20 protein-coding genes and 1 pseudogene are annotated in these 18,792 nt (G+C 63.5%); 8 read left to right on the top strand and 13 right to left on the bottom strand.

Annotated elements, in window-relative coordinates:
- Positions 1 to 76 precede the first annotated feature (76 nt).
- From PVZ78_RS11640 to PVZ78_RS31800, 5 genes and pseudogenes are all read left to right on the top strand, one after another.
- A complete protein-coding gene (locus tag PVZ78_RS11640) occupies positions 77 to 484 on the top strand; it encodes a hypothetical protein (RefSeq protein ID WP_028683977.1) in 408 nt (135 codons plus the stop codon).
- Positions 485 to 638: 154 nt separating this feature from the next.
- The gene (locus PVZ78_RS11645; protein ID WP_009049022.1) at positions 639 to 1,319 is read left to right on the top strand and encodes a methyltransferase family protein; all 681 of its coding nucleotides are present in this window, start codon (positions 639 to 641) and stop codon (positions 1,317 to 1,319) included.
- On the top strand, positions 1,316 to 1,585 hold the full coding sequence (locus PVZ78_RS11650; protein WP_009049021.1) for a DUF5676 family membrane protein: 270 nt from the start codon (positions 1,316 to 1,318) through the stop codon (positions 1,583 to 1,585). Before PVZ78_RS11645 ends, PVZ78_RS11650 begins: the two co-directional genes overlap by 4 nt.
- A gap of 25 nt (positions 1,586 to 1,610) precedes the next feature.
- A complete protein-coding gene (locus PVZ78_RS11655) occupies positions 1,611 to 3,794 on the top strand; it encodes a heavy metal translocating P-type ATPase (protein ID WP_273828713.1) in 2,184 nt (727 codons plus the stop codon).
- Positions 3,791 to 4,033 (top strand): annotated as a pseudogene (locus tag PVZ78_RS31800) (DUF2933 domain-containing protein); the annotation flags it as partial. The gene PVZ78_RS11655 and the pseudogene PVZ78_RS31800, both read left to right, overlap by 4 nt.
- Here the strand turns inward: PVZ78_RS31800 and PVZ78_RS31805 are convergent.
- The 10 genes from PVZ78_RS31805 to PVZ78_RS11705 all read right to left on the bottom strand — a co-directional run bounded on the left by PVZ78_RS31805 (position 3,944) and on the right by PVZ78_RS11705 (position 12,645).
- Entirely contained in the window at positions 3,944 to 4,153 is a 210-nt protein-coding gene (locus PVZ78_RS31805) for a hypothetical protein (protein WP_443218356.1), read from the bottom strand. The pseudogene PVZ78_RS31800 and the gene PVZ78_RS31805 overlap by 90 nt on opposite strands.
- Before the next feature lie 119 nt (positions 4,154 to 4,272).
- Complete coding sequence (locus tag PVZ78_RS11665; RefSeq protein ID WP_038632403.1) at positions 4,273 to 5,640, bottom strand: sensor histidine kinase; 1,368 nt, start codon at positions 5,638 to 5,640, stop codon at positions 4,273 to 4,275.
- Positions 5,637 to 6,299 carry a response regulator gene (locus tag PVZ78_RS11670; RefSeq protein WP_009049018.1) on the bottom strand — a complete coding sequence of 221 codons (663 nt, stop codon included), beginning with the start codon at positions 6,297 to 6,299 and terminating at the stop codon, positions 5,637 to 5,639. The genes PVZ78_RS11665 and PVZ78_RS11670 overlap by 4 nt, the downstream gene beginning before the upstream one ends.
- Before the next feature lie 11 nt (positions 6,300 to 6,310).
- On the bottom strand, positions 6,311 to 6,955 hold the full coding sequence (locus PVZ78_RS11675; RefSeq protein ID WP_038632401.1) for a tetratricopeptide repeat protein: 645 nt from the start codon (positions 6,953 to 6,955) through the stop codon (positions 6,311 to 6,313).
- Entirely contained in the window at positions 6,952 to 7,761 is an 810-nt protein-coding gene (locus PVZ78_RS11680; protein WP_273828715.1) for an SDR family oxidoreductase, read from the bottom strand. Before PVZ78_RS11680 ends, PVZ78_RS11675 begins: the two co-directional genes overlap by 4 nt.
- A complete protein-coding gene (locus PVZ78_RS11685) occupies positions 7,748 to 8,422 on the bottom strand; it encodes a TenA family transcriptional regulator (protein WP_273828716.1) in 675 nt (224 codons plus the stop codon). Before PVZ78_RS11685 ends, PVZ78_RS11680 begins: the two co-directional genes overlap by 14 nt.
- Positions 8,419 to 9,900, bottom strand: a complete 1,482-nt coding sequence (locus tag PVZ78_RS11690; protein WP_273828717.1) for an AMP-binding protein — start codon at positions 9,898 to 9,900, stop codon at positions 8,419 to 8,421. Before PVZ78_RS11690 ends, PVZ78_RS11685 begins: the two co-directional genes overlap by 4 nt.
- On the bottom strand, positions 9,890 to 10,570 hold the full coding sequence (locus PVZ78_RS11695; protein WP_009049013.1) for a thermostable hemolysin: 681 nt from the start codon (positions 10,568 to 10,570) through the stop codon (positions 9,890 to 9,892). Before PVZ78_RS11695 ends, PVZ78_RS11690 begins: the two co-directional genes overlap by 11 nt.
- Before the next feature lie 110 nt (positions 10,571 to 10,680).
- Positions 10,681 to 11,601, bottom strand: a complete 921-nt coding sequence (locus PVZ78_RS11700; RefSeq protein WP_009049012.1) for a universal stress protein — start codon at positions 11,599 to 11,601, stop codon at positions 10,681 to 10,683.
- A gap of 153 nt (positions 11,602 to 11,754) precedes the next feature.
- Positions 11,755 to 12,645, bottom strand: a complete 891-nt coding sequence (locus tag PVZ78_RS11705) for a universal stress protein (RefSeq protein ID WP_257373785.1) — start codon at positions 12,643 to 12,645, stop codon at positions 11,755 to 11,757.
- Between the two features lie 333 nt (positions 12,646 to 12,978).
- Between PVZ78_RS11705 and fnr the strand changes: the two genes are divergently transcribed.
- The gene (gene fnr, locus PVZ78_RS11710; protein WP_009049010.1) at positions 12,979 to 13,725 is read left to right on the top strand and encodes a fumarate/nitrate reduction transcriptional regulator Fnr; all 747 of its coding nucleotides are present in this window, start codon (positions 12,979 to 12,981) and stop codon (positions 13,723 to 13,725) included.
- 24 nt (positions 13,726 to 13,749) lie between these two features.
- On the top strand, positions 13,750 to 14,733 hold the full coding sequence (locus tag PVZ78_RS11715; protein WP_028683962.1) for a zinc-dependent alcohol dehydrogenase family protein: 984 nt from the start codon (positions 13,750 to 13,752) through the stop codon (positions 14,731 to 14,733).
- A gap of 12 nt (positions 14,734 to 14,745) precedes the next feature.
- On the opposite strand, the gene PVZ78_RS11720 is transcribed toward PVZ78_RS11715, so the two are convergent.
- Positions 14,746 to 15,642 (bottom strand): universal stress protein, encoded by an 897-nt coding sequence (locus tag PVZ78_RS11720; RefSeq protein WP_273828718.1) that lies wholly within the window; start codon positions 15,640 to 15,642, stop codon positions 14,746 to 14,748.
- 228 nt (positions 15,643 to 15,870) lie between these two features.
- Between PVZ78_RS11720 and PVZ78_RS11725 the strand changes: the two genes are divergently transcribed.
- Positions 15,871 to 16,434 (top strand): GNAT family N-acetyltransferase, encoded by a 564-nt coding sequence (locus PVZ78_RS11725; protein WP_009049007.1) that lies wholly within the window; start codon positions 15,871 to 15,873, stop codon positions 16,432 to 16,434.
- A 55-nt stretch (positions 16,435 to 16,489) separates the two neighbouring features.
- Here the strand turns inward: PVZ78_RS11725 and PVZ78_RS11730 are convergent, their stop codons facing one another.
- Together PVZ78_RS11730 and PVZ78_RS11735 are read right to left on the bottom strand one after the other, a co-directional pair.
- On the bottom strand, positions 16,490 to 17,407 hold the full coding sequence (locus PVZ78_RS11730; RefSeq protein ID WP_103331816.1) for a universal stress protein: 918 nt from the start codon (positions 17,405 to 17,407) through the stop codon (positions 16,490 to 16,492).
- A 106-nt stretch (positions 17,408 to 17,513) separates the two neighbouring features.
- Positions 17,514 to 18,752: an MgtC/SapB family protein gene (locus tag PVZ78_RS11735; protein WP_016702962.1), complete on the bottom strand. Its 1,239-nt coding sequence runs from the start codon at positions 18,750 to 18,752 to the stop codon at positions 17,514 to 17,516.
- Positions 18,753 to 18,792: the final 40 nt, after the last annotated feature.

The following is an 18,792-nucleotide window of genomic DNA, read 5'->3' on the forward strand; positions in this document are numbered from 1 at the left end:
GTCGCTCCGTTCTGCTGCGCCGCTTTTCGTGCCTCTGTCATTCCTGCTTATTCCCCCACGAACTCAGGAGTTCATCATGCATAAACATTCAACATTCGTCCTGGCTGCCGTCTTGGCTGGCGGAGCACTCATGGCCTCTGCCGAGGACGCGCATCACCCGGCCGATGCTCCAGGCGGAGCAATCCAGAGCACGGCACCGGCGCCAACGGCCATGACTGGCGCCATGACCGAGCAGATGGAGAAAATGCAGGCTGCCCATGACAAGGCCGCGGCGGCTAAAACGCCTGCCGAGCGCCAGGCCGCCCTGCAGGAAGGCATGAAAGCGCTGAAGAACGGCATGGCCATGATGAGCAAGGAGCAGAGCTCCATGGGGTGCATGGGGATGTCCGGAGCCAAGGACGGCGCAGGCAAAGGCATGATGGACATGATGATGCAGATGATGGAGCAACAGTCGTCGATGATGGATATGCCAATGAAGAAATGAACCTGATGTGTGTCGCCAAGAATCCGGCAAGGCGAAGTCACTGGCCGAGCCGACACTGACTGCCCACTTGTGCAGCTGTTCATGCCCCACGCCACGGCGATCATCAGTAAAGGCATGAACGGCAAACACACCTGGCAAGTGAGGAGCGCCAACCATGAATCATGCTGAACCGGCCTACGGCCTCTGGTCGCTGGTCATTATCAATTCATTAGTGTTCATCTTGTTCGCCTTCAGCTTCACCCGGCCCAGGACGAACCGCGATTGGCGCTCCTTTGGCATGTTCTCGGCGTTCCTGGTGGCGCTGTTTAGCGAAATGTACGGGTTTCCGCTGACGATCTACCTGCTGATGCCCTGGCTCACGCGCAACTTCCCTGGCATCGACTTCCTTTCGCACGATGCCGGGCATTTGCTGGAAATGGTCATGGGCTGGAAGGTCAATCCGCACTGGGGGCCATTCCACATTCTCAGCAACTTGCTGATCGCCGGCGGCTTCTGGTTATTGGCGGCCGCCTGGCGTGTGCTCTACACGGCCCAAAGTACCGGGCAACTGGCCCTCGACGGGCCCTATGCGCGGATCCGTCACCCGCAGTACGTCGGCTTCGTGCTGATTATGTTCGGCTTTCTGTTGCAGTGGCCTACCTTGATCACCCTGGTGATGTTTCCAATCCTCCTGGTGGTCTACGCCAGGCTGGCGAAGCGGGAAGAACAGGAGATGCTTGCGCATTTCGGCGATACCTACCGCACTTACTCGCAACAGACGCCGGCATTCCTGCCCTGGACAACCCCTCACAGCCCCCCTACTGGTGCCCCTCCGGGCCCAGGAGAACAGTCATGAACGCTCCCTGGAAAACCGGCATTTCTCTGGCCCTGACCATGGCCATTTCCTACACCCTTTGTGCGCTGCTCTATGCGCTGTGGCCGGCGCAGGGTGTCGCTTTTCTCAGTGCCTTGTTCCATGGCCTCGACTTTGCTCGCCTCCAGGCGCCACGGGACTACAGCGTGACGACGTTCGTCGGGCCGCTGCTGGTCTTGAGTGCGTGGGGCGCAATCGTCGGCACCGTGTTCGCGTGGCTGTCCAACAAGCTCCATGGCCGGCCCTGATAACCGCTTCGAGCAGGAGGCCGCGATGAACCCGTCGCACATGCAGCACAGCCACCATCGGCAGGCGCTCGCGTCAGAAACCATGGCGAAGGATCCGATCTGCGGAATGATGGTGGACAAGACCACAGCCTTGTCACGAGAACGTGGCGGGCGCCGCTATTACTTTTGCAGCGATACCTGCCTGCGCACCTTCGAGTCGCCAGAACGTGAACTGAAGGCGATGAAAACCCGGGTCACTATCGCCCTGACCGGGGTTCTGGCCTTGGCGCTGCTGCGTGCAGGCGCCTTCATTGCACTGGCGGCGGGCGCCACGCTGCTGACGTGGGTGCCGATCCCGGCGCTCCCCTGGTTCACATGGGGCATCTGGCTATTCCTGCTGGTCACACCGGTGCAGTTCATCGGTGGCTGGAGTTTCTACAAGGGGGCGTGGAACGCCGTTCGCACCCGTAACATCAACATGGATTTTCTGATCGCCCTCGGCACCTCAGTCGCCTATTTCTACAGCGTCGTGGTGTTGTTCTTCCCGGACGTGCTGCCAGTCAAGGTGGCCGAGCGCGACGTCTATTTCGAGGTGTCGGCGGTCATCATCGCCTTCGTGCTGCTGGGCAGGTACATGGAGGAGATCATCAAGAAGAAGTCCTCTGCCGCGGTACGGCGCTTGCTCGATCTCAAACCGGCGATCGCCCATGTGATGCGTGACGGGCAAGAAGTCGACCTGCCTGCCGAGAGCGTCATGGCCGGCGAGTTGCTGATAGTCAAGCCAGGCGAAAAAATCCCTACCGATGGCGACGTGAGTGAAGGCCAGTCCACGGTGGATGAGTCCATGCTGACCGGCGAGTCGATGCCCGTCGACAAGCACCCGGGCAGTCCGCTGATCGGAGGCACGCTCAATGGCAGCGGGGTATTGCGTTTCAAGGCGAGCAGGATCGGTGCCGACACCGCGCTGGCGCAGATTATCAAGATGGTCGAGGAGGCGCAGGCCAGCACGGCACAGATCCAGCGGCTGGCCGATCAGGTCACCGCCTACTTCGTGCCCGCAGTGCTGGCAGTCGCGATGCTGGCCCTGATCGGCTGGTCCCTTGCGGGAAACTTTGCCCAGGGATTATTGGCCTTTATCGCGGTTCTGATCATTTCCTGCCCCTGCGCGCTGGGCGTGGCGACGCCGGCCGCATTAATGGTCGGTGTGGGCAAGGGGGCCGATAACGGCATCCTTATCCGCGGCGGCGAAGTCTTGGAGCGGGCAGAAAAACTGCGGACGGTGGTGTTCGACAAAACCGGCACCATTACCCGAGGCGAACCGAATGTAACCGAAGTCATCACGCTGGGGACCGCACAGGAAAACGAGGTCTTGATGCTCGCCGCCGCCGTGGAGTCCGGTTCGGAACATCCACTCGGCGCAGCGATAGTGCGCGCCGCCCGGCATCGTGGCATCCGCTTGCCGCAAGCCACCGGCATCCAGGGGATCGCCGGCCACGGCATCGAAGGCCGTGTCGACAATCAACACATCTGGCTGGGCAACCGGCGATTGTGCGCCCGCCAAGGCATTTCGACCGAAGCGGCCGAAGAGCACCTCATCCGCCTGGAAGCCGATGGCAAGACCTCCATGCTGGTCGGTGCCGATGAACGCCTGCTCGGGGTGATTGCCGTGGCCGATACCATCAAGCCCGAAGCGGCTGAAGCCGTTGCGGCATTGCAGGCAAGCGGCATCAAGGTCGTGCTACTGAGTGGCGATAACCACCGTACCGCCGAAGCGGTCGCGCGCCAGGTCGGCATCGGGCGGGTGATCGCCGAGGTCTTGCCGGATGACAAGGCCGCCGTGATCCGTCAATTGCAAAGCGATGGGCAGGTCGTGGCCATGGTTGGCGATGGTGTCAACGATGCGCCGGCCCTGGCCACCGCCGACATCGGCATCGCCATCGGCTCGGGTTCGGATGTCGCCAAGGAAACCGGCGGCATCATCTTGCTCAAGAACGATGTGCGTGACGTGGTCACGGCGATCAAGCTGTCGCGCGCGACCATGGTCAAGATTAAACAGAACCTGTTCTGGGCGTTCATCTACAACAGCGTCGGCATTCCCATCGCAGCCTTTGGCCTGCTCAATCCCATCATCGCTGCCGCCGCCATGGCACTCAGCTCGTTGTCGGTGATTGCCAACTCCGCGCTGCTCAAACGTGCCCGTATTGGCTTGAGCCAGGAGCCCGGATCATGAAGCGCGAAGTTCTTGCAATCTGCCTCCTGGTGAGTGGTGTGGGTCCAGAGGTCTTGCGTCAGAACCATCCCTCCAGCTCCCTCAGGAGTGCTGTCATGAATCAACATAACGTGCCCCAGCATCGCGCAAGAGGTATCAACGGGTACTTTTTAGGCTTCCTTGCCATCGTCGGTTATTTCCTGTTCACCGAGCACAGGGCCCATGTCGTGCCGTATCTGCCATTCCTGCTGCTCCTGGCCTGCCCCCTGATGCATGTCTTCATGCATCGTGGGCATGGCAGACATGGACACGCTGACAGGGCTGAACATGACAGTGGCTGTGGCCATCACCCCGGCGACGCTGGCAATGACCAGGAACATACGGGCCTACCCGATGGCAACAGGAAGTATCCCGACCGCCCTGCATGACGGATTCGTCGTACCTGCGCAATGCAACGAAGCTCATCGAGCTTCGGTTGGCGTCGTGGGCCCTGGCTGCATTAAAAGCGACGAATCTCCAACGTCGCCCGCAGCCCGCCAGCGTGGCTATTCTCCAGCCTGATCTGCCCGCCCAGGCGCGCTGCGATGGCCTGCACGATAGTCAGCCCCAACCCTGCTCCCTGAGCGTTTCCGCGGCTATAGAAACGTTCGAAGAGCCGCTCGCGTTCAGCCTCATCGATTCCCGGCCCCTGGTCTTCGACGGACAGTTCGTAGTGATCCTGTTGCTTCGCCAGTCGCACCCTGATCAGCCCGTGGGGTGGCGAAAAGTTTGCCGCGTTGGTCACCAGGTTGTTCAGGGCGATATCGATGGCGGCCGCGTTGACCCTGACCCGGCCGATGTCTTCGTCGACATCGAAAGCCAGTTCGAGCCCCTGGTCCAACAACCAGGGCGTCAGCTGGACCAGGCTGTCGCGAACCGTCGCCGCCAGATCGATGCTGGGGGCCGCCTGAGTGTCCGTTTGCGGCTCGATACGAGCCATCGTCAGCAACTGATTGACCAGCCGGGTGGTGCGGTCCACGCCGGCAATCAAATGCTCGAGCGATTCACGGCGATCCTCCTCGCTCCCCTCCTCCATCAGGTTCTGCGCATGCACCCTGAGCACCGCCAATGGCGTGCGCATTTCATGGGCGGCGTCAGCGATAAAACGCCGTTCACGGCCCATGACTTCCTGGATCTGTGCCAGCACCCGGTTGAGTGCCGCCTGCATGGGCTCAAGCTCGGTGGGCAGTGGCATCAACTGCAACGGTTCGAGAGAGCCGGGATGCCTCGCGCGCAGCGTCGCCGCCATATCCTCCAGCGGTTTCAAGCCCCAGCCGATTGCCAGCCAGATCACCGCGGCGAGCATCAGGGCGCCAAGCAGATTAGGGACAACGGTGTGACGAACAATCCGATCCACCAGGTCGGCACGCACATCGTCCCGCTCACCGACCCATATCTTCAGGCCGTATTGCGTGTCATCCAGGGTGAATGCCCGCCATTTATGGCTACTTGGATCGGTCACGTCACTGAAGCCGGGCGCGGCCGACGCCGCGGCAAAGGCCGGCGCGCTCAAGGTGTGGACCAACAGCTCGCCCTGGGCGTTCCAGACCTGGAACGCGATCTTGCTTTCATAGGGGTGGCCATCGACTTTGGGGGCTGCCTGGCCCAGCGCCTGGTTGAACGCCTGATACAGCTCGGCGTGCTCCTTGCTGGCCATCGGCATGCGCATGATCCCTTGCAGCAGGCGAGCGTTCTGCGCCAGCTGGGCGTCGTAGACCTCGTCTATTTCATGATTGCTGTCGTGCAGATTGAGCACGGTCATGATCAGCAGGCCAAGGAACAACAGCCCGAGGATCAACCTCAGGGTACGACGCCTGATGGAGGTCATGGGCGCCCTTCCACCAGGTAACCGACGCCCCGGACGGTCCGGATCAGATGGCTGGAGAACTTCTTGCGCAGGTGGTGGATATGCACTTCCAGGGTGTTGCTTTCCGCCTCCTCGCTCCAGCCGTAGAGCAACTGCATCAGGTGGTCGCGGGTGATCACGCGGCCAGGCGGCGACAACAGTTCGTGGAGCAGTTGGTATTCCTTGGGGGTCAGGGCCACCGGCTCGCCCAGATAGCTGACTTGCTGGGTCCCGGGGTTCAGGCTGATGCCTGCATGCTCGATCAGCATCTGGGCACGGCCGGCGCTGCGCCGCAGCAAGGCGCGCAGGCGCGCCTTGAGTTCGGCCAGGTCGAAGGGCTTGATCAGGTAGTCGTCGGCCCCGGCGTCGAGCCCGGCGATACGGTCTTCCGTGGCATCCCGGGCGGTGAGGATCAGCACCGGGAGGTTGCAGCCACTGTCACGCAGGCGCCGCAGCACATCCAGGCCGTCCATGCGCGGCAGGCCGAGGTCGAGCACGGCCAGGTCAAAGGTTTCGCTGAGCAGCGAATGCAAGGCGCTGCTCCCATCCTGCAGCCAGTCGACGGTGTAGCCCTCGCGTTCCAGGGCATGCTGGATCCCCTCGCCGAGGGCCACGTCATCCTCAATCAGTAGTAAGCGCACACGGACTCCTGTCAGTTGAGTTTCTTGTTCACGTCCACCAGCAGTGCCTCGATTTCCTTGCGGCGCCCGGCGTCGGCGGTTTCCCGGCCGGGCCTCGGGGCTGCCCGCAAGGCCTTTTGCAGCGCGTCCCGGGCTTCGCCGTAGCGTTTTTGACGGTAGAGATGATCGCCCCAGAAGTACAGACTGTCGATGCCGTTCGGGTTCACCTGCAAGGCCTGCTTGAGTAACTGTTCGGCTTTTTCCGCGTCACCGAAGCCGATGGGCCAGCCCGGCACCCGGTCGTACAGTGCGGCCAGGCTCGTGTAGGCCGAGCCTTGCAGGGCCTGGGGGTCCAGGGTCATGGCTTTTTCCAGGTAGCCCTTCGCCGCCTTGGCCTTGCTCAGCGCGCCGAGACCGCCCTGGGCGCCGGCCCAGCTGCTGGTGACGATGCCGGACCAGATCCAGGCTTCGGCCAGCGATTGACGCTCCTGGGTGAACGCGGAGGCTTGGCTGGCCAGTTGTTCGAACGCGGCGCTGCGCTGCTCTTCCGGGAGTTCGTATTGAATCTGTGCCCAGCGTTGCTGGATACCGTTCAGGCGTTGCTGGTCAGCGGGCTCCAGCGCCCAGACGCTCTGGCCCAAGGCCCCCAGCAGCAGACCAATGATGAGTTTTTTCATGGTTTGAGATGCTCGTTATCAGGTTTCTGGCTCAGGCGACGGATCAACGGCAGCTGCTTGCGCAGGCCGCGGTCCACCAGATTGGGCAGCAGGCTGTTGAGGCGCATGAAAAAGCGCTCCGGCCAGCCCAGGTACAGGTCACGGCGGTCACCGGCGATGGCGTGGATCACGGCCGAGGCGACGGTCTGCGGATCGTCGACATTGGACTTGAGGGCGTCATTCAAGGCCTGGGCCGCCGGGCTGTTCATGCTGGTGTGGGTAGCACGTGGCGCGACATACAGAACACCGACCCGGGTGTCTGCCAGCTCCCGGCGCAGGGCTTCGGAAAACCCGCGCAAGGCAAACTTGGTGGCGCAGTAAACGGCATAACCGGGGTAGCCGATGGAACCGTAGGTCGAGCCGACGTTCACCACCATCGCGCTCTCGGCTTGCTTGAGCAGTGGCAGCAAGGTCTTGGTCAGGCAGACCGGCGCACCGATGTTCACCGCCAGCATCGCATTGATGTCGCTGTCATCGAGCTGTTCGAGCATGGCGAAGTGATTGACCCCGGCGGCATTGATCAGCAGGTTGATGCCGCCCATGGCCTGCGCGGCAGTCAGCACTTTGCGCCGGTCGGCGAGGAAGGTCAGGTCCGCCGCCACCCAGCACAACTGGTCGGGATAACGGGCGAGCAAAGGCTCCAGGGGCGCGCGCCGGCGCGCCACCGCCAGGACCTTGGCGCCACTGGCGCACAGGGCGCCGGCAATCGCCAGGCCAATGCCGCCGCTGGCCCCGGTGAGTACTACGCGAGCGTCAGACAGGCGCATGCAGCGCCTCCCCGCCGCGGGGCAAGCCGCGGAACATGTCGGTGTAAAGCCTGTAGACCACCTTGGACGCATGAATGACCGCAGCCTGGTCGGCCGGATCATCGAGGGTGTTCATCAGCCGGCGGTAAGTCTGCATGTGCTCGACATCCAGCGAGCCATGGGAGCTGAGGTAGCTGAAGGCCGTTTCCGGCAAGCCCAGGCGCTGGCGAATGCTGCCAGCGGCATGGGTGGCCAGGGCAATGCTAGTGCCCTCGAGCACATTGACCATGCCGAACAGCCCCACCGGATTGTCCCGGGCGATCAGGTCGTAGAGAAAGCTGACCATCAATTCGATTGGCAAGGAGGGACGACCGTTGCGCACCTCGTCCCTGTCGCCGCCGCAGGCCTCGATGTCATCGAGCACCCATTGTTCATGGCCGTATTCATCCTCGATGTACTCGCACACCGCTTTGCGCAGCCACTCCAGGCGCAGCGGCAGGCGTGCACCGCAGGCCATCATCAAGGGCACGGTGTGACGCACGTGGTAATAGGCCTGCGCCAGGAAGGCCCGGTAGCTTTCCAGGCTGACCTGGCCCTGCAGGGCGTCGAGAATGATCGGCAGGTTGAACAGCTCGTTACGTTCCTGGTGGGTAGCTTCTTGCAGGCGGTCAAAAAAACTCATGATGCGGATTCCTCGCAAGGTAGGGATTCGGTCAGTTGCGCCCGGTAACGCTCGACGATGGCGTCGCGACGCGGCCGGCCATTGGCGGTCAGCAGGCCATTGGCAAAGGTGAATGGTTGATCCAGCCGGGCCCAGTGGTGGACCTGGGCGTAATCGGGCAAGGCCTCGTTGGCCTCGGTCACGGCGGCGGCCAGTTCATCGTCGGTGCAGTCCGGGCGATGGGGCCAGAGCAGCGCATGGTTGCGCGGCATGGCTTCGCCATAGACGAACGCCTGGGCGATATGGCGGCGCTGGGTCAATTCGGCCTCGACCCATTCCGGGTTCACGTTGCGGCCGAAACTGGTGACGAACTGATGCTTCTTGCGCCCCTTGAGGTAAAGAAAGCCATCGGGGTCGAACTCGCCGAGATCGCCGCTGGGCCACCATTGATCGGTGTGCGGCGGTTCACCCAGGTAGCCGAGCAAGGTCGCCCCCTTGATCAGCACTTCGCCGTCTTCGCCCAGGCGGACCTGCACATGGGGCAGCGGCTGGCCGACACTGCCGGGGCGGTTCGCCTCCGGCCGGTTAAGGCAGACCACCGATGCGCATTCGGACAGGCCATAACCTTCATAGACCGGCAGGCCGACGCGTTGCGCACGCTGCAGCAGCGCTGCAGAAACCCGTGCCCCGCCCACCGCGGCAAAACGCAGCGTGCCGGGATTGAAGGCTTTGTGTTCGGCGGCGCCGACCAGCACCTGCAACAGCTGCGGCACCAGGATCAGGCTCTGGGGCGCACGGCTGGCCAGGCAACCGAGCAGGCGCGGCACATCAACGCCACTGGCGCCCTGGATGCCCAGGGTTTTCTGGCTGGGCAGGCTCAGGGTCACGCCGGCATACAAGGCGGCATAACAGCCGAGGTTTTCCAACAGGATCGCCAGCGGCAGAAGCGCAAGGTGGTGCTGCGGATCCGCCGGTTTGCTGGCCTGATCCAGCTCGCGAGCCACCCGTAGAATGCTCTCGGCGCTCAGGCACACGCCTTTGGGGGTGCCGGTGGTGCCCGAGGTGAAGGTCAGTTTGGCGGTGCCTTCGAACATCCGGCCCGGGCCACTGAAGGTGCGACGCCAGAAGGTTGCGGCCTGCTTGTAGCCGGCCGTTTCCAGCTCGGCGTCCAGTTCCGGTTCGGCAATCACCCAGCCTGCCTGGCTCTGTTCCAGGCAATGGGCGCGCTGGGCCGGGCTGAAGAACGGCGGCAATAGCACGCACGTCAGGCCTTCGAACAGCACGGCCAGGTCCCAGAGCATGGCTTCGACGCCATTGTCCAGGGCCAGGGCAACCACCTTGGCGCCTTCGTCGCGCAAACGCTGCTGGCGCTGCATCACTTGTGCGTACAGCGTGGCGTAGTCCAGCTTCAGGTGATCGCCCCACAAGGCAATGGCATTGGGCCTGTGCTCGGCATGGTCACGCAGAACCTGCTTGAAGCGCTCCCTTTCAGGCGACATGGCTGACCTCTGCAAAAGACGACGGCAACCCGAGGCGATCGAACATCCCGATGTTGCGTAGATGAATGAAACCGGCGCGAATGTTGCCAACGTGCACCCAAGGCTTGCTCTCGTAATAGCTGCCCCAGCTGTGTCGCTCATCGCCCAGCCGCTGTGGGTCGGCGGCACAGAGGGTCACGGGTTTCAGGCCCAGGCGATGAAAGCTGTTCACCAGCCCGATGTTGCCGGTGAACGCCACCCATTCCAGGTCCCCCATGGCCAGCAGGTAGGTCATGGCGATGATGCTCAGCCGTGCACTGCCCGTATCGCTGGCGGCCAGGTTGCCGACCTCGACGATGCCTGCCCGGTCCACGGCGCGATCGGCTGCTGCGCTGATCAGCGGCTCGATCGGATCGTCCAGATAGCGCTCCAGGAACAGTTGCTCGTGGCTTGCCAGGCGCACGCCGGCCACGGCACAGAGTTCACCCGATGCGTTGTTGCGCATGCCAAACAGCTGCGGCATGAAATGACGGATGTCGGCACCGTGGGCCTTGCGGAAACGGCGCTGGATAAAGGCTTCGAGGAGCGGACGCTGAGGCTCGCCCGGCAAGGCCCTGGCAAGGCACATCGGCGGCGCTTCGGCTTGGCCGAAGTGCAGAGGCAGAGGGATGTGCCAGTCGTGATCGGGCATGGATGGATGCCTCCCTGGTCAAGTTCGGGAGGAGTATCGGTGGTGTTTCTTAACGGAATCTGAAGGTGGCGAAACGATCCGGCAGAAGCCATCGCTGACGACAGACGCTTTCAGCCAGCCCCGGCGGGCGGCTTGACCAGCATCAGGCTGCAGGGAGGATGGTGCAGCAGGCTCTCGGCGGTACTGCCGACGAAAACCTCGACGCCGTGACGGTAGACCGTGCCCAGCACGACCATGTCGAACGCGTTCCTGCGGGCGAAATGGCCGATCACCTGATGGGGAATGCCGGCCAGCTGATGTCGGTGTTTCTGCTCGACCCCATAACGCTCGGCGAGCAGATCGAAGGCCTCTTGCTGGGCATCGTTGACCGCATCCCGCAGGCTGTCGTCCAGGCTCGAGGTCGGCACACTCGTCAACGCGTCGCCTACCACCGACCAGTTGCTGACATTGAGCAGGTGCAAGGTCGCCCTGCAGGAAGTGGCCAGCGTCACGGCCAGGTCGAGGATCCGGGCATTGAGCCCCTGGGTCAGGGCCTCCAGGTGGGACAGGTCGATGGCGGCGAGGATCTTCAACGGCCTGGGGTTTTCCGCGTGGGTGACCAGGTGCAAGGGAGCGGGACAGTCACGCAGCAGCAGCCAGTCCAGAGGCCGATGGAACACCCGGTCGAGTGCCGGCACAGGCTGCATATCCTTGATCACCAGGTCCGGGTGGAAGTCGCTCACGTACTCAAGCACGTGGGCCGGGCTCAACCTGGCCCAGACCACTTCAGTGCTCACCCGCAAGCCCTCGCAGCGTTGAAAGCGTGCCTGCTGCTCGAGCCAGTGACGGTGCACCTGCAGGTAACCTTCCCGGGCCTGGCTCATGGCGTCGTGGTCGAACAGGCCGGCCACCGCCAGTGCGTTGACGTAATCGAACGCGACAATGTGCAACATCGCGCCGGTAGCGCTGGCCAGCGCCTGCGCCCGCTCGAACGCCGGGGTGCGGGTCATCTCGGTAGGGGCAATGAGCAATAAACGTTGAATATTCAACATCGCACACCTCGTCCTGGTAATGCTTCACCTGCGCTGCTGCAAGCCCGGTTTCCTGCCGGAGCCTTCGTACAACCGCCGATGGGGCATCGGCGATGCGGGGTATCTGATCTTGGCCAGGACCGCGCCCTGCAGCGCCTGCCCTGGCGCCCTCCCCTAGACCGCCAGAACGCTGCAAGGCGCCTGGTACAGGATATGTTCGATCGTGCTGCCCACTAGCTTGGCCAGCCCGCGCGACTGGTTCCTGCCCATCACGATCACATCCACCTCCTGGGCGTGGGCAAACTCGCTCAACACCGAGACGGGTTGCCCCCTGATGAAGTGTCGACAGTCAGCCGGCACGCCAAAGCGCTCGGCCAATTCAAGGAAGGATTTTTCCAGATCCTTGCGCAGCTCCCGGGTAAGGTCCGCCAAGGTCAGTCCGGCGCCGCCGATATTCTCCAGAAAGGCCGCGGAGATATCGCAGGCGTACAGCAGGTGCAGCTCGGCATCGCACTGCAAGGCGAGGCTGGAAGCCTCATGGATGATCCGGTCATTGAGTTCGTTGTCCGCCGACTTGGTATCCGACACTTCGACCGCGGCCACGACGTTGCGCGGCAAGACGCCGCCATTGCCGCCAATCAGATACACCGGTATCGGGCAATGGCGCAGCAAGTGCCAGTCCAGCGGGGTGAAGAACGCGCGCTTGAGCCGCGGCTCATGCTCTATCTGCTTGATCAACAGGTCGGGCTGCATTTCCACGACATGGTCGAGGATGTCTTGCTGCATGTCGTCGGCCCATGCCACCTCCATCGTCACGGCCAGCCCCTGGCCATGCAGGTCTTCTACCTGAGCCTTGAGCCAGTCGCGATGGTCCTGCAAATAACTTTCCCGGGCCTGTTTGCGGTCACCCTCTTCAAGCAACCACAGAGTGTCCAGCGACCTCATCAAGGCCGCGATATGCAGGCTCGCACCGCTGGCCCGGGCCAGGGCTGCGGCGTGAGCGATGGCATGGGAATGGCGTTGCGTCGGGTTGATGATCAGCAACAACCGTTGGTACTGGCTCATGATCGACCTCCAGACAGGTGGGGCTGCGATGTCAGGTATCCGTTGATGAAGGCAGCCGTTGCTGCCTTCGCGGAATCGCCATCAGTATTACCCCAGGCTCCTCCTTGCGCGCCTCCAGGGTTCTGATCTATGTCAGATCCCCGCGCGAGGCGTCAAAAAGCGCCCCCGCGCAGATAGACCTCGGCCACCTGCCCCTGGCGTGTCCTGCCAGTGCTCGATGAGGGAGCGCTTGTTTTCCCCCACTCGTCGTCTGCTTTTTGCCATCAGCCGGACGGCCCGCCCTGGCAAGACTCAGAGACTATGCTTTAGCAACCGATAGAGGGGTCTCATGGCATGCCGGACGCCCGGACGCACCCGAACCATCATCTCAAGACTGCCTGTGCCAACTGCAGCGTCCTGGAGCTGTGCCTGCCGCTTGGCCTGACCGGGCACGAAATCGAGCGCCTGGACACCCTGATCGTGCAACGGTTCAAGGTCAGGAAAGGCGCCGCCCTCTATCGCGCCGGCGATCCATTGCGCTCGCTGTATGCCGTGCGTATCGGCTCGTTCAAGACCAGCGTGCTTTCACTCGATGGGCGCGAGCAGGTCACCGGCTTCCAGATGCCGGGCGAAATGCTTGGCCTGGACGCCATCAGCAGCGACATGCACACCTGTAACGCGCTGGCCCTCGAAGACAGCGAAGTCTGCCCTATCCATTTTGCCCACCTGGAAAAACTCGCCCTGGAGCTGCCGTCGCTGCAGCACAACCTGAACCGGATCCTCAGCCGCGAGATCGTGCGCGATCACGACATGCTGATGATGCTGGGCAACATGAACTCCGACGAACGCCTGGCGGCCTTCCTGCTGAACCTGTCGCAACGCCTGAGCCAGCGTGGCTACTCGTCCAGGGACTTCATCCTGAAGATGCGCCGCGAGGAGATCGGCTCCTACCTGGGGCTGAGGCTGGAAACCATCTGCCGGGGCATCGCGCACCTGCGGGACCAGGGGCTGGTGGAAATTTCCGGCCGGGAAGTCAAGGTCCTGAACATGGAGGGGCTCAAGCAATTGGTCGCAGGTTGCCACCGTTCAGCCCCGCGCTGATCCCTGGAAGCGTGGAAAACCGTCATGCGCGCCATGGTCCTGCATATCCCCGGCGAGCCGCTGCGCCGGGAAGAACGCCCGGTCCCGACACCCGGTCCCCAGCAACTGCTGATCAAAGTCCTGGCCTGCGGCGTCTGCCGCACCGACCTGCACCTGGTCGATGGCGAGTTGCCCCAGGCCGTGCTGCCACGGGTGCCGGGCCACGAAATCGTTGGCCAGGTGACCGCGGTGGGTGCCGACGTCGCGCCGGACTGGATCGGCCAGCGGGTGGGCGTGCCCTGGCTCGGCTGGACCTGCGGCGAATGCGAGTTCTGCCGCACGGGCCGGGAAAACCTGTGCGACCAGGCGCAATTTACCGGCTGTCACCTGGACGGCGGCTACGCCGACTACACCCTCGCCGACGCCCGTTTCTGCCTGCCGCTTCCCGAAGCGCTCTCGGCCACCCAGGCCGCACCGTTGCTGTGTGCCGGGCTGATCGGTTTTCGCGCCTTGCGCATGGCTGGCAACGCACGGCACCTGGGCCTCTACGGTTTCGGCGCGGCAGCGCACCTGGCGATCCAGGTGGCGCTGGGGCGTGGGCAGCAGGTGTATGCCTTCACCCGACCCGATGACCACGCGGGCCAGGACTATGCCCGGTCGCTGGGGGCCAGCTGGGCCGGCCCCTCGGACCAGCCCCCGCCGCACCCGCTCGACGCCAGCCTGATCTTCGCCCCCGTCGGCCCGCTGGTGCCGCTGGCGCTGGCCGTCACGGCCAAGGGCGGCTGCGTGGTCTGCGCCGGCATCCACATGAGCGACATCCCGGCATTCCCTTATCGACTGCTCTGGGGCGAACGCAGCGTGCGCTCGGTGGCCAACCTGACCCGCGAAGACGGCATCGCGTTCTTCGCAGAATTGCAGCACACCCCGGTTCACTGCGACGTCACCTGCTTCGCCCTGGACGATGCCAACCAGGCACTGGAGCATCTGCGGGCCGGTCAGTTCAACGGTGCGATCGTGCTCACCCCGTGACGCCCGAGCCGTTCACCTGACCGCCAGGATACTGCCCGGCACCGAATACAGCGCCCGCTCGGTATTGCTGCCGATCAAGCGGTCGATCCCCAGCCGATGCACAGTCCCCATCACCACCACATCGGCCAGGTACTGCTCGACGAAGTCACCGATCGCCGGCACCGGCGGGCCCGGGACGAAGTGCCGGCGCTCCGGCGGGATGGCGTAGCGCTCCGCCAGGGTGACAAACGCCTGGTGCAGGGACTCACGCAGCTCTTCGACGACGTCCATGCCCCAGCTACCGCTGACCAGCGGTGCATCGCCATTGAACGCCGGCGACAGGTCATAGGCATACAGCAGGTGCAGTGGCGCATCGCATTGCAGGGCCAGGGCATTGGCCGTCTGGATGATGGTGTCGTTCAGGCCGCTGATCTGTGTCGATGGATCGAATGGATCCACCGCCGCCACGACCCGGTGCGGCAACCCGTAGCGGGCCTGATTGACCAGGTGCACGGGGACCGGGCACTTACGCAGCAAATGACAATCGAGCGGCGTGATGAACACCCGCTTGAGCAGCGGTTCCAGGCTGGCGTCCTTGATCAGCAGGTCGGGGCCGAGCTCCTCGACCGTCTTCAGGATGTCCAGCAGCGAATGGGTGGTGAACAGCACGTCGACGGTCGCCTCCAGCCCCAGGTCGCCGAGCCGCTGGGTCTCTTCGGCCACCCAGCGGCGATGGCGCCGCATATAACGCTGATAACCCGCCTCGTCGATCTTCTCTTCCCACAAGCGCACGACCGGCGCTGGCTCGGCGAAGGCGCGTACATGCAGCGCAGCCCCGCTGGCCTTGGCCAGCGCAACCGCCCGCAGCGAGGCAGGCGACTGATGCAGGGTTGGATCGGCGATCAGCAGCAAATGTTGGTAATGCCCCATCACACACCTCGCTCAGGCACCGGTCGAACAGGCCGGCATGCGCCAAGAGTGCGCCTTGTCCCCCGATGCGCGGCTTGATTTACATCAGGTGCCGATCAATGAACGAGGCCTGTCGCCTGTGTCTGATCCAGATCAGATCCGCGTGCTGTCAGCAGGGTAAATAAAACCGAACAAACCGCGTGTGCGCCCTGCCGCACACGCCCCTGCGGCCGTATGGAGAACCCCATCATGCTCACTGTCAAAGACCACAACGAACGGGCCGCCGGCGTCTACGCCGCGGTCCCCGGAGAACACTGGATCGAAGCGCTGAGGGACGGCCGTCATGTGCTGATCCGGCCTCTGGCGGAAAAGGACCGCGAGCGGGAGTACGCCTTTATCAAGCGCCTGTCTCCCGAATCCAGGCACATGCGCTTTCTTGCCCAGATCAGCGACCCCAGTGGCGCCTTGCTCGATCAGTTGATGAACACCGACGGCAAGCAGCGCATGGCCTACGTCGCGCTGGCTCACGATAACGGACAACTGATAGAGATCGGCATCAGCCGCTACGCCGCCACGGGCGAGCACGAATGCGAATGCGCGGTGACCGTCGCCGACGAATGGACGCAGCTGGGCCTGGGCACCTTGTTGATGGAGCACCTGATCAAGGCGGCCCGCCAGAACGGCTTTCGCCAGATGTATTCGATCGACGCCGCCAGCAATGCGCCCATGCGCGACCTGGCCAAGGCCCTGGGTTTCGAACGCAGTCACGATCCCGACGACAGCCGCCAGGTCATCCATCGCCTCCATCTGTAAAACCGCCGCCCTTGGCGTGCCGGCCAGCGGTCCGCCAGGGGCGACTCACCCTCGATTACAGCCTCTTGTCCGGTTTTATTGCCAGCACACTGCAAGGTGTCCGATGCAAAAGTTGCTCGGCGGTGCTGCCCAAGAGTTTTTTCAATCCCTTGTGCTGCACGGTTCCCAGGACAATGACGTCAGTGCGGTGGGCAATCGCGAAGTCGCAGATGCACGACAGCGGCGTACCCTCGATGAAGTGGCGGCGCTCCGGCGGTACGCCATGGCGTTCGGCCAGTGCCGCGAATGCCTCGAATTGCGCCTCGCCCAACACTTCGTAGATCCCGGTGCTCAACGGCAGCACGCCAACCCCCATGTCCTGGGCATACACCGCGGCCCAGTCATACACATGCACCAGCTCGAGTCCGGCGGCACACTGCCCGGCCAGCTTCGCCGCGGCGTCGATAATCTGGTCGTTGAACACCTTGTCCTGCTCGTCGCTGCGCAGCACATCGACGATGGCCAGCACATTGCGTGGCCGCGGGTTGAAGGCATTGGTCACCAGGTGCACCGGCACCGGACAATCCCGTAGCAGCTGCCAATCCAGCGGGGTGAAGAACACGCGCTTCAAGGCCGGCTCTTCTTCGGCATCCTTGACGATCAGGGCCAGGGGCATCTCATTGACCAAGTGCAGGATTTCTTCGAACGGACGGTGCACCCAGACCACTTCGCTGGTGACCTCGATGCCCTGTTCGCTCATCGAGCGAGCTTGCTCGTCAAGCCATTGCCGATGGTTTTGCAGGTACCCGTCCCGGGCCTGGGCGATCTGTTCGGGCGCGAACAGGCCGGCCACCGCCAGCGCCTGCAGATAATCGAAGGCCACGATATGCAAGGGCAATTGCATCGCCCGAGCCAGCGCCGCGGCGCGGTCGAACGCTGGCGTCCGGTTCATGGCTGGCGGGGCAATGAGCAGTAAACGCTGAGTCTGTGACATAAGGCACCTCGGCACGCGGTCGTCTAAAAACCCTGGCTGGAATTGCAGATTGAAGGTTTCAGGACCGGGTGACTTGATCTTTGTCAGCTACCCGAAGCGACAGGCTTCAGTACAACCAGATACCGGCCCACATCGCCAACGTCAGCAGTACCTGGCCGGGAATGACATAAGCGGCGAAGCGGTGCCCGCCGCTGACCCAGGCCACCAGGCATTTGCTCAGGGAATTGCTGCTGACCACGATCAGCACCGGCGTGGCGATGGCCTGGAACGGCAACTGGCCGGATTTGGCCAGGGAGGCTATCGACGCCGTCGAGGAATGGGCGTCGGCGAAACCGCTGAGGGTCGCCGTGACCATCACCCCTACTTCGCCAAAGTGGCTCAACATCACCGACGACAGGAAAGTAATAGCGGTCATGGCCAGCGTGACGAGCAACGCCAGCTTGAGGTTGAACGCGCCGCCGACCTTGATCGGCTGGCGGGTGCCCTGGGCGGGTGCGGGAAACATCAGGCACAGGCCATACAATGCCGTGGCGGCCGCACCGGCGAACAGCGGCCCCCACATAGGCCCCAGCAGACCGGTATCGACCGCGCCGAGGATCAGGCCCACCTGGGTCAGGGTGGCCAGGTTGGAGAGCAACGCCGCCGCGCCCAGGACCTTGATGCTGTCCGGTTCCTTGGCAGCGATATGCCCCATGGCGGCGATGGTCACCGTGCTGGAAGCGAACCCCGAGGCGATGGCACTGATCGCATAACCGTAACGCGTGCCCAGGTTACGGACGGCGATATGGCCTATCGCGCCCACGGCCATCAGCAACACGGTCAGGGTGCAGATGGTGCGCAAATTGATCGCGGCATAAGGCCCGATGTAACGATCCGGCGCCAGCGGCAACACTACCAGCGCGGCGATCAGCAGTACCAGGCCGTCGCGCATTTCCGCTTCGCTCAGTTGGCTGCGGGCGAAGTGATGCAACTTTTGTCGATAGGCCAGCAGCCCGCCCATCACCACGCCAATGGCAATCGCCAGTTCCGGTGCCGTACCGCACATCGCCCCCAGCGCCAGTACCGTGAGCAACGCCACTTCGCTGGTCACGCCCGGGTCGCTGCCCAGGCTTCGCCAATATGCCACGGTGACCAGCATGGCCAGGCAGATCGCCATGATCCCCAGCAGCAGGCCACCACCGACCTGCATGGCCACGTACCCCAGCAGCGCGGTAATGGCGAATGTGCGCAACCCGGCACAGGCACGGCTGTCTCCTCGCCCCTTGTGCCGCTCGCGCTCCAGGCCGATAAGCAGGCCGATGCCCAGCGCAGCCGCCGCGCCCTCCAGGCCAAGGGTCGCACTCATAGAACCTCCATCCGGATGAACCTGCAGCCCTGGCCACGAG

The organism is Pseudomonas sp. SBT1-2, from assembly GCF_028640875.1.
Classification (GTDB): domain Bacteria; phylum Pseudomonadota; class Gammaproteobacteria; order Pseudomonadales; family Pseudomonadaceae; genus Aquipseudomonas; species Aquipseudomonas chlororaphis_I.